16 protein-coding genes and 1 pseudogene are annotated in these 9,688 nt (G+C 39.3%); 5 read left to right on the top strand and 12 right to left on the bottom strand.

Features of this window, described 5'->3' with window-relative positions:
• A partial coding sequence (locus AC1DVK_RS09020; protein WP_477626328.1) for a truncated hemoglobin occupies nucleotides 1-214 on the bottom strand: 214 nt, incomplete at its 3' end.
• Nucleotides 215-440: 226 nt separating this feature from the next.
• On the opposite strand from AC1DVK_RS09020, the gene AC1DVK_RS09015 reads away from it, so the two are divergent.
• On the top strand, nucleotides 441-833 hold the full coding sequence (locus AC1DVK_RS09015; RefSeq protein WP_318681696.1) for a thiol-disulfide oxidoreductase DCC family protein: 393 nt from the start codon (nucleotides 441-443) through the stop codon (nucleotides 831-833).
• 48 nt (nucleotides 834-881) lie between these two features.
• Nucleotides 882-1,055, top strand: coding sequence for a hypothetical protein (locus tag AC1DVK_RS09010; protein WP_477626327.1), 174 nt, complete (start codon nucleotides 882-884; stop codon nucleotides 1,053-1,055).
• Between the two features lie 158 nt (nucleotides 1,056-1,213).
• Here the strand turns inward: AC1DVK_RS09010 and AC1DVK_RS09005 are convergent, their stop codons facing one another.
• The 7 genes and pseudogenes from AC1DVK_RS09005 to AC1DVK_RS08975 all read right to left on the bottom strand — a co-directional run bounded on the left by AC1DVK_RS09005 (nucleotide 1,214) and on the right by AC1DVK_RS08975 (nucleotide 4,611).
• Nucleotides 1,214-2,011, bottom strand: coding sequence for a fumarylacetoacetate hydrolase family protein (locus AC1DVK_RS09005; protein WP_477626326.1), 798 nt, complete (start codon nucleotides 2,009-2,011; stop codon nucleotides 1,214-1,216).
• Nucleotides 2,012-2,382: 371 nt separating this feature from the next.
• A pseudogene (locus AC1DVK_RS09000) lies at nucleotides 2,383-2,753 on the bottom strand (VOC family protein).
• A 154-nt stretch (nucleotides 2,754-2,907) separates the two neighbouring features.
• Nucleotides 2,908-3,372 carry a KGG domain-containing protein gene (locus tag AC1DVK_RS08995; protein WP_477626325.1) on the bottom strand — a complete coding sequence of 155 codons (465 nt, stop codon included), beginning with the start codon at nucleotides 3,370-3,372 and terminating at the stop codon, nucleotides 2,908-2,910.
• 167 nt (nucleotides 3,373-3,539) lie between these two features.
• Nucleotides 3,540-3,767, bottom strand: coding sequence for a KGG domain-containing protein (locus AC1DVK_RS08990; RefSeq protein ID WP_061464648.1), 228 nt, complete (start codon nucleotides 3,765-3,767; stop codon nucleotides 3,540-3,542).
• A 157-nt stretch (nucleotides 3,768-3,924) separates the two neighbouring features.
• On the bottom strand, nucleotides 3,925-4,080 hold the full coding sequence (locus AC1DVK_RS08985) for a YvrJ family protein (RefSeq protein ID WP_057913045.1): 156 nt from the start codon (nucleotides 4,078-4,080) through the stop codon (nucleotides 3,925-3,927).
• A gap of 52 nt (nucleotides 4,081-4,132) precedes the next feature.
• A complete protein-coding gene (locus tag AC1DVK_RS08980) occupies nucleotides 4,133-4,348 on the bottom strand; it encodes a DUF2922 domain-containing protein (RefSeq protein WP_477626324.1) in 216 nt (71 codons plus the stop codon).
• Nucleotides 4,349-4,392: 44 nt separating this feature from the next.
• Entirely contained in the window at nucleotides 4,393-4,611 is a 219-nt protein-coding gene (locus AC1DVK_RS08975; RefSeq protein ID WP_089362932.1) for a DUF1659 domain-containing protein, read from the bottom strand.
• A gap of 735 nt (nucleotides 4,612-5,346) precedes the next feature.
• On the opposite strand from AC1DVK_RS08975, the gene AC1DVK_RS08970 reads away from it, so the two are divergent.
• Nucleotides 5,347-5,991: a hypothetical protein gene (locus AC1DVK_RS08970; RefSeq protein WP_410863838.1), complete on the top strand. Its 645-nt coding sequence runs from the start codon at nucleotides 5,347-5,349 to the stop codon at nucleotides 5,989-5,991.
• 46 nt (nucleotides 5,992-6,037) lie between these two features.
• Here AC1DVK_RS08970 and AC1DVK_RS08965 read toward each other — a convergent pair whose 3' ends face one another.
• The 4 genes from AC1DVK_RS08965 to AC1DVK_RS08950 all read right to left on the bottom strand — a co-directional run bounded on the left by AC1DVK_RS08965 (nucleotide 6,038) and on the right by AC1DVK_RS08950 (nucleotide 7,975).
• Entirely contained in the window at nucleotides 6,038-6,388 is a 351-nt protein-coding gene (locus AC1DVK_RS08965; protein WP_477626323.1) for a sigma-G-dependent sporulation-specific acid-soluble spore protein CsgA, read from the bottom strand.
• A gap of 18 nt (nucleotides 6,389-6,406) precedes the next feature.
• Nucleotides 6,407-6,604 carry a helix-turn-helix transcriptional regulator gene (locus tag AC1DVK_RS08960; protein WP_063235187.1) on the bottom strand — a complete coding sequence of 66 codons (198 nt, stop codon included), beginning with the start codon at nucleotides 6,602-6,604 and terminating at the stop codon, nucleotides 6,407-6,409.
• Between the two features lie 11 nt (nucleotides 6,605-6,615).
• A complete protein-coding gene (locus AC1DVK_RS08955; protein ID WP_477626322.1) occupies nucleotides 6,616-7,125 on the bottom strand; it encodes a DUF6773 family protein in 510 nt (169 codons plus the stop codon).
• A gap of 280 nt (nucleotides 7,126-7,405) precedes the next feature.
• On the bottom strand, nucleotides 7,406-7,975 hold the full coding sequence (locus tag AC1DVK_RS08950; protein WP_477626321.1) for a dihydrofolate reductase family protein: 570 nt from the start codon (nucleotides 7,973-7,975) through the stop codon (nucleotides 7,406-7,408).
• Between the two features lie 188 nt (nucleotides 7,976-8,163).
• Between AC1DVK_RS08950 and AC1DVK_RS08945 the strand changes: the two genes are divergently transcribed.
• Nucleotides 8,164-9,090, top strand: a complete 927-nt coding sequence (locus AC1DVK_RS08945; RefSeq protein WP_477626320.1) for an NAD(P)-dependent alcohol dehydrogenase — start codon at nucleotides 8,164-8,166, stop codon at nucleotides 9,088-9,090.
• 233 nt (nucleotides 9,091-9,323) lie between these two features.
• A complete protein-coding gene (locus AC1DVK_RS08940) occupies nucleotides 9,324-9,677 on the top strand; it encodes a hypothetical protein (RefSeq protein WP_477626319.1) in 354 nt (117 codons plus the stop codon).
• Nucleotides 9,678-9,688 lie beyond the last annotated feature (11 nt).

The raw sequence follows: 9,688 nt of genomic DNA, 5'->3' as shown, positions 1-9,688 counted from the left end.
GGTGAGCTTTTGCCATTGATTGTCCAGAATATTGTTTTGGACCACCTAATGCAAAACTAATAAATTTTGTCTGATGACTGCGTTGTTTTTCCATATCCGTTTTTTCAAAAAAATGATTAACTGTATCATCCTTAAGCACCAACTCGTAAAAATAGTCCACAACTTTTGCTATCGCTTCTTCTCCACCAATTTTTTCATAAAGTGTTTGATCCATATATACACTCCTACTTTGTAATTAATATAAGTATTTTCTGCAGAAAATTCATTTTTATTCCATATACTTTTGTAAGTAATATTAGGATGTCGATAGAAAATCCAATTGCTAGTGAAAACAAACTGTTAAAACCCCAAACAATTCCATGCGTTTTCGCCTTACCTAAATGGGTAGTGTATTATAGAAGCATGAGTATGATAAACGTCTCTCTATAGGAGGAATGTTCATGAATCCGGTCATTTTATTTGATGGTGAATGCAACTTTTGTGATTCGAGTGTCCAGTTCATTATAAAGCGGGATCCGCAGGGGCTTTTTTATTACGCTTCGCTTCAAAGTGAGGCGGGTCAAGAGCTGCTGAAGAAATACGATGCTCCCGCAGATATAGATAGCATGGTTCTGATCGAAAAGGACAAGGCCTACTATAAATCGTCTGCAGCCTTGAGGATTTGCCGCCGCTTACAAGGGGCATGGAAATTGCTTTACGGTTTCATCATCGTTCCAAGCTTCATCCGAAACATCGTTTATGACTTCATTGCCAAGAACCGTTACAAATGGTTCGGAAAGAAAGAAGAGAGCTGCATGCTGCCATCGCCAAGTGTTCGAAAGCGCTTTTTATAAAAGGCTCTTTTCGTAAAGATTGTTGTTTTTAAAACGAAACTTTTAAGGTTGATTGGAGCGGAAGTGCGAGACTCCTGCTCGAGCAGCGGGACAGGTGGACCCCACAGGCGTTTACGCCGAAGGAGGCTCACCGCCCGCACCAAGGAAAGCGAGCATCTGGAGGGGAAATCAACCACAACTCACTACCTGGTAAATATAATTGAGGTTGTAGCCTTGAAATAAAGTTTGATCAAATTAATACAAGAAACCTTGATAAATGAATAAAAAAAATAGAAAGGGCATGTTTTGATTGATCAAAACATGCCCTTATACTATTTAATTGGATTATTCTTTTATAAAAAGGATTGATCATTCTTGGTTATTAAGAATGCTGGCAAATCTTACTGAACACCATTAGTTAATCGACCAATGTTCTCGACTTCMACAACGACCWCATCCCCCGAWTTAATCGRGCAGCTGCCAGATGGTGAACCCGTRGCCAAAATGTCACCTGGCTCCAGCGTCATCACCTGYGAAAGCCAGCTGATTAAAAACGGAATGCTTAGAGACATTTGATTGGTATTCCCGTCTTGGACAACGCGGCCGTTTAATGTGGTCACAATTCTCAAATTTGTAGGATCTACCCCGGTAACGATGCACGGCCCCAAAGGTCCGAATGTATCAAATCCTTTGCCCCGCGTAAACTGTGGATCTTTTTTKGTAAGRTCTCTTGCTGTGACGTCATTAAATATCGTGCAACCGAACACATAATCAAGCGCATCTTCTTCTTTGATGTTTTTTCCGCGCTTTCCWATGAYMAGGGCCACTTCCCCTTCAAGTTCCACTTGGTTGGATAGATCGTTTGGAGGAAGGATGATTTTCTCTTTGTCTGCAATAAGCGAAGATAATGGCTTTAGGAATAGAAATGGTTCTACAAGGTTTGCCTCTCCCCCTGTTTCCTTTGCATGACCTGCATATGTCCAGCCGAAATTAACCACTTTCGAAGGTTTTACAGGTTCCAGAATTTTTACGTCACTATATTTCAGCTCTACCCCGTCATACTTTATTTCCTTGTTGACAAGTTCAGCAAAACTGCTAGACAGTTGTAATATCATCTCATCCTCAACAATACCGTAGTGTATGTTTCCTTGTTGATTCTGATAGCGAACTATTTTTTGCGTTTTTTGTAGCACATGCATTATGAATAAACTCCTTTGATGTAAGGTATACTGACCTCAGATAATATAAAATTCGGGTCTCCATAATCGGAAATGAAGACTTCCAACTCCATTATAACCGAAAAGCACAATAAAACTGAAGTTTAGCGCCCAAATACAATTAAAGTCCCCTTTAGTTAAGGAAGAAATATCAAATAAAAAACAAGAACTGTATGGATTAAACAGTCTTTTTTTATCTTTTCCCATTTATGTCGCAGTATGTGTCACATGTGATATATATAGCCCAGTTTTTCTTATTAAACCATCCTGCCCCGATTGTTGCATAAAGAAAAGGAGCTGCTGATCAGCTCCTGAAGTAACGCGCCTGTTAGCTCATGAAGAGGATATATTTTTTATCGCGAGATTAGATATTTTTCTTTGTATATTTGACTTAATTCACTCCATACATCAAATTTATTACCATCTAAATCATAAAAAACAAAGTTTCTCCCCGTGTGACCTCTGTTTTCAATTCCTCCAACTGTTATTTCTTAAGCGTTTAACCCATTAACTTCAAATGTCATAGAAAAGTGTTCTTCACCGTAAATATCATAAAAATTGGAGCTTTGGTTTCCTTTAGATTTAACAAGAAAAAAACTTTGGTTTGCAAAATTAAGAATTGCTTTGTCTGCATCTTTATAACTTAACACCTACATACCAATCGAAGCACTATATCAGTAACTGGTATATAAGTGGTGCCTACCCTTAATAATTTTTCATTCATCAAATTGTCCTTTGAAACTTAATTACACCAAACACACTTTGCAATGTGCTGTGATGGGCATTTCCATGGGACAATGGTTGAATAACATAAGAAACCGAGGGAATGGTTCATTCCCCCGGTCATTTATTAGTTCTACTTGATTTTTCATTCTATATTAACGGCGGCTTTTTTCCCCGCCCTTGCGTCCTGCTTCTTCCCGGCTCATTTTTCCATTACTGGAACCGTCAGAGCTGCCGTCGCCATCTCGTTGATTGGCACGTGCCTCTCCGCCTTTTTCACCGATTTCCTGATAGAACTCCTTGCCATGACTGTCGGATGTCGCTTCTCCGCCTTTTTGGCCAATCTCTTGATAGAATTCCTTATCATGATTTTCGGCTGTTGCTTCTCCGCCTTTTTGGCCAATCTCTTGATAAAATTCCTTATCATGATTTTCGGATGTTGCTTCTCCGCCTTTTTGGCCAATCTCTTGATAGAATTCCTTATCATGATTTTTGGCTGTTGTTTCTCCGCCTTTTTGGCCAATCTCTTGATAGAATTCCTTATCATGATTTTTGGCTGTTGTTTCTCCGCCTTTACGTCCTGCTTCTTCACGATTCATTTTACCATTGTTGTTAGTCATTAAAAATCCCTCCTTATTATTTGGATTTTCCATGAACTAGCTACATGTGTCATATACCCGCTGGAGCGGTTATAAAACTAGAATCTGCTAAATACTTCAGGTCGCTCCTTCTATTTAACGGCGACTCTTTTCCCCGCCATTAAGTCCTGCTTCTCCCAGCTCATTTTTCAATCATTGGACCCGTCAGATTTGCCGCCATCACGTTGATTGGCACGTGCCTCTCCGCCTTTTTGGCCAATTTCCTGATAGAATTCCTTATCATGATTTTCGGAAGTGGCCTCTCCACCTTTTTGGCCAATCTCCTGGAAAAATTCCTTATCATGATTTTTTGCTGTCGCTTCCCCACCTTTGCGGCCAGCTTCTTCCCTGCTCATTTTTTCATTGTTGTTAGTCATTAAAATTCCTCCTTATTATTTGGATTTTTCATGAACTAGCTACAGTTTTATGTATACCCGATAGTTTGGAAATAAAACTAGAATCTATTAAAACTTTTCCATTTCAATTAGGAAAAGCATCATGAATGTTATCACTCATGATGCTCCCCGCTTTTCCTTAACCAGACTTCGGAATCCCTTCTCGCAAGCGATCTGGCAGCTCTACAAGGGTTTCATTCAAAGTATCCAATTTTGTTTCAATCCTATGAAGCAAATAAAGGGTAACAATGATCGGGAACCCAATATCACTGACAAATGGCAGGATTTGATCCACTTGTAATTCACCTCTCTTCCGGGGTGTCCTAAAAAGATGCCCTTCCCGTTCGTTAGATCAGTTCCACTTCCTCGACATTCCGCTCGACAATTCGCGCTGCTTTCAAATCGACGAAATTTCCGGAAGATGCAACGAACACATTCCCCGCAATCAGTTGTTCCATTGCCAGTTTAATCGTATTAACATTGACCGGCTTCGGATTATCAACGGAAATCGTCGCTGTCTTCCCTTCCTCCGTAACGAAAATCATTTCCAGTACTTTAGCCATTTCAAATCACCTCCCCCCTCTTCCGACATCGTTCCAAAAGTCGATTAACCAATCAATGAACTTGTATCCACTCGAGTCACTTCCCCCATTGGATAATTCTGCACGCTTGCGATTGCAACAGCTGTCGAAAATAGCTGGTCCGCCGTTGCCTCAACCTTGATGTTCGAAAATGACCTCCGCTTGAAAACAAGAGCCCCATTTTCATTTAACCCCGTCTCAAAATCAATCCGCAACGTACTTGATACTGGAATCTGCTTTGCCATGCCACTCACCCCCTTTCACACTCTATATAAACTTTTTCGGGATGAAAGTAGCATGGTCTTGAAAATTTCTTCAGGAAAACGAATCAAAAGCCGCCCATCATTTGAGCAGCTTTTTATCGGTATATTAGTTTTGACTTTCAATGATAATTTCTGTTACATCTCCAAAAATTAAAGCGGCATATTTACCTGGCCGTCTGGTTCAAAGATTCATTTTGTTTTTTCCACGCATGTTAGATGTAATGCAAATCGTAACCTGCATTTCCATTTGAAACGGTAAAACCGGGGTATCGGATAGCATAAGTTCCGTTCTCCAATTTTCAACAATGCATTAGATCAAGATGTACTTGTTAAGAATGATAAAGTCAAAAAATATTCATCTTAGATCAGTTGGGAACAAAAACACAATCAGGAAAGAACTTTACAATTTATACCGGATTAAGTAAAGAACAAAGCCCTATCGTTAAAACACAAACTAGTGAGGTAAGTCCTCACTGGAGTTTATTTCTATATAGAATCTGCTAAATAGCTTTTTCCATCCATAGTTTAAATACGGGGGACATTTTAGCCGTTTTTTATATTTGAAATTCATTTCATTTTATCTTCCCTTTAAATTACTTTTTTATAACTGACAAGTTTCATTTTTTTTTGGCGAAGTTAAATTGCATTTGGCTTTAAATGGCACGTCATGTTCTCCTTTTCTGGGAAATAATAATTACGAAAGGAAGTGGATGTTGGATGTCATTAGAATGGTTTGACAGAGTAAGCGGGGAATTGCAGGATCATCTTAAATCAATTTGTGAAAAATATGACCGCAATGGCAGCATGATCGTGGAACGCGGGTCTAAGCATCCACGCATCGAATTTTATACAGAGCTGGACGACAATGAGAGGGATTACTTTTCCACGCTGTTTTTTGATCCGCATAATGAGGAATTTTATATGGAATCCTTCGAGCCGGATTTAGGGCAGATTAGCAAGGTGATCCTTTCAGATATTGAAGATATCGTCGATGCTGTCCATGAGAGCTTCCATAATTACCTGGAAGAGGATGACACCGATTATGAATATGACCTGGATGATGAATATGATGAATCGTATGATTCAGACGGCGGCGGAGATTCCGATATATACGAAATCGATGTAGATTGGGAAACGCCTGAAGTTACAGCCTATATCCAGGATAATGAAGTGGAGGTCACCTACCAATTCGGGATTGTGCAGGAAACGGGTGATGGAGTGCTGAAACGGATCAATCGGATTCGGACAGCGGATGATGACCTGATAAAGGATGAAACAAATTTCATTTTCAGCAAGGAAGAAGCTAGCACGATCATCGCCATGATAGCCAGTCATATGGATTCACTTAGTGAAATGGAATAAAAAAACCAACAAAACCTTGTCCATGATCATCATGGACAAGGTTTCATTATATAATAATCAGTTCATATACTTCCGACAATTGAGAGACCCGTTCCGTATCACTGACTTCCTTTGCATGCTTAATTTCTTGAGGAAGAATATGGTTAAGGAGTCTGGCTTCTTTACCACTTAGCTTATTGACGAGCTCTTCTTCTGAATGAAAGTGTCCGCTTTTGATTTTATTATAAATTTCCTGCGCTTCAGGATATTGGTCTGTATAGTTAGACAATATCTCACGTAAGTAACCGATTGTACGATCCATCATACCATCCCTCTCGAATGTTAGATTTTTGCTTACAGCTCCACCTATAACTTCCCCCATTTTTTGTTGATACATTCCTAAAAAAAAGATATCCAAGTCAATGGATACCCCTAATCAGTCTTCCTCCCAAAACAAATCATCCAATGTACGCGATAATGCCTTACAAATACCCACGCACAAACTCAATGAGGGGTTATACTTCCCGGATTCAATCAATCCTATCGTTTGCCTGGAAACGCCGACAATCTTGGCCAGTTCATCTTGTGACAAGTCCTTTTCTACTCTCGCCAGCTTCAGTTTTATATTTTTCAAAGGATTCGCACCTACAATTTCTTATTATCTTCGCTATTTTTCATTCCGATTTTCTTCGCTAGCAAGTATATACCACCAAAAAACAGAAGTAAAATCGGCAAATAGATCATAACTGAAACAAACGATACCAATATAAAATACCATAGACCCTGGGAACTGCTATCCGCATAGGATACAGCACTATTCACCCCCAAAAATGTAGCGATGATGAGGGCTAAAGCAACTGCACCAAAAATGGTCTTCCTGCTCATCGGTGTTTTGCTAGTCCGGTCATGCATTTCCACTTCATCCCAGAGTACACCTAAGAAAATGGAACGAGCTAAGTAATACAGCCCTCCTGCAACGATGATCACGAATTCCAGATATAACTCCCCGCTGCCTGCACCATATTTATATAGTTTGAAAAGTGCACTCACCAGGCAAATGGTTAAGATGACGTGATACATTTCTTTATAAATTTTATTTCTTACATGCTCAACCCGCTCATCCTTGATCTTTTTCGTTCGTTTAAATAAATCCATCAACAATCGACCTCCATTTAATTCCATTACTCACTCTTATTATATGATTTATTTTACTTTTTGCAATATATATATTGCATTTTATAATTTATAAATGTCAAAAGGTATAAAAAAAGGGATCCACACGTCAAGTATGGATTCCTTTTATGGTTTTACTCGTAAGTTTTGGGGATTTACTCGTGAATTTTAAGCATTTACTCGTGAATTCTAAGCATTTACTCGTGAATTTTAAGCATTTACTCGTGAGTTTTGGAGTTTTACTCGTGAATTACCTTGGCAATTATTCTTCATTAAGATGATAGCAAAGTTGAACAACGCCAGAGGAAAATCTTTTTGTATCAACCAGTTTTAGATTCAATCTCTCCTTCATGTCAATAAACAAAGGTTTTCCTTCCCCTAAAACAACAGGGTGAACAGATAACCTAAATTCATCAACCAGCCCAAATCTTATAAAAGATGTAATAAGACTTGCCCCGCCATAAAGCCAGATGTCTTTACCAGGCTTTTTCTTTAATTTATTTACTTCTTCAACAATATTATCATTAATGATTGTTACTTTATTATCCTTGCTTTTTTTTGTTTTGGAAAACATGAATTTTTCTTTGCCATGTACTAATTTCCACATTTCTTTTTCAGTATCGGATACCTCATTTTCTGGAGTATATTGTCCCCATAAATCATAGCTCTTTCTCCCATAAAAAATTGTATCAATATCATTTAAGAAATCAATGAACCCCATTTCAGGGTCCATAATGCACCAGTCAATTTCTCCTTTCGGCCCTTCAATAAATCCATCTAAAGTAACGGCTAAATCTAAAATTATTTTTCTCGGTCTTTCGTTAATGGTCATACTTTTAGCTCCTTTGTCTTATAGAATGTCCCTTGGATTTCGACCGCTAAGCGATACACTTGCCCCTGACCGATGCCGGGCTTTTAAGCATTCATTTAAAAGTTTCTTCCGTTTCGCTTACATAGTTTTATATTACAGCTTCCAACATAGTATTAAAAGATTGAATCAAAAAATTAAGGAGGCTCGCTATGAAAGCAATGGTATGCACAAAATACGGTTCACCCGATGTACTGGAACTCAAAGAGGTAGCAAAGCCTTCTCCCAAGGATAACGAAATACTGGTAAAGGTCCATGCGGCAACAGTTGCTTCAGGGGACATAAGAGTCCGGAGTTTCAAGAGCCCTTTCTTGTTATGGCTGCCGATGCGAATCTTCCTGGGTCTTAGAAAACCGCGAAAATCAATACTGGGAGTGGAGCTGGCCGGGGAGATAGAGGAAACGGGGATGAATGTGAAAAAATTCAAAAAAGGCGACCAGGTTTTTGCCATGACTGGAATGAATTTTGGTGCCCATGCCGAATACACATGCTTACCTGAAGACGGGGCAATGGCAATTAAGCCTGTCAATGTGACCTATGAGGAAGCCGCCGCCATATCTTTTGGAGGAACGACAGCCCTGCATTTTTTCAGAAAAGGCAATATCCAGGAAGGACAAAAAGTCCTCATCTACGGTGCATCCGGTTCTGTAGGGACTTCGGCGGTACAGCTTGCCAAATACTTTGGGACAGAAGTTACCGGAGTATGCAGTGCCGCCAATTTTGAATTGGTGAAATCGTTGGGAGCCGATAAGGTAATTGATTATACGGAAGAGGATTTTTCGGAAAGGAAAGAGCGATATGACATCATCTTTGATGCAGTCGGGAAAAGTTCGAAAGCCACTTGCAAGAAAGCTCTGACCCCGAACGGACGATACGTGTCTGTTGAAGGACAAGGGATAGCAAAGATACGTACGGAAGATTTATTACTCCTCAAGGAGCTTATCGAAACAGAAAAAATAAAATCGGTCATTGATAAACGATACCCGCTGGAGCAAATTCCCGAGGCACATAGATATGTAGAAAAAGGACATAAAAAGGGAAATGTAGTCATAACCCTTGTCGATCATGATAAATCCTGACAAAGCCTTGCACACTGCCGCATTTCGCGAACTTCTTTAAGCCATTTCATCTTCAGAATTTTTTCTCCTTTTTGACATGATAATACCCCTTAAACAATTGGATCTATAGGGGTATAACGGCATAATTAGTCATTATAAGGAATGTCCTTCCAGCTTGCTCCCAATCTAGATGTTGAAACTTTTACCAGGAACAATCGTATATGGATGGTAGCTTGTAATTTCTGGAGGATTTAATGAATATAGATGCAATCGTACGATTAGTTTTAATGATAGGGATTCCGGCCTTCATGATGTGGCGGGAGTATAAAAAGATGTCAGAAGAAGAACGAAATGATGTGAAGATTACTTTTACGAGTAAGCGTTTTATCTCTACGATTGGTTTAGTGACACTCGGTTGGGTATTCTTTTTGCTTGGACCAATTTTTGAAATGACATGGATGGAAACGATTGGCGTTGCACTTCTTTCTATCGGAATAATGGTAGGCATTGTTTTGACATGGTTAGATGTATCATCAAAGTGGAAGGCAGTGCTAAAAACGATCGCATTATTAATCGCTTTTTCTATCCTGTTATGGACGAATAAATAGGTGCAGCTCTC

The sequence above is a fragment of the Peribacillus sp. P4_B1 genome (assembly GCF_056402395.1).
This window is presented reverse-complemented; position numbering and strand designations above follow the sequence as displayed.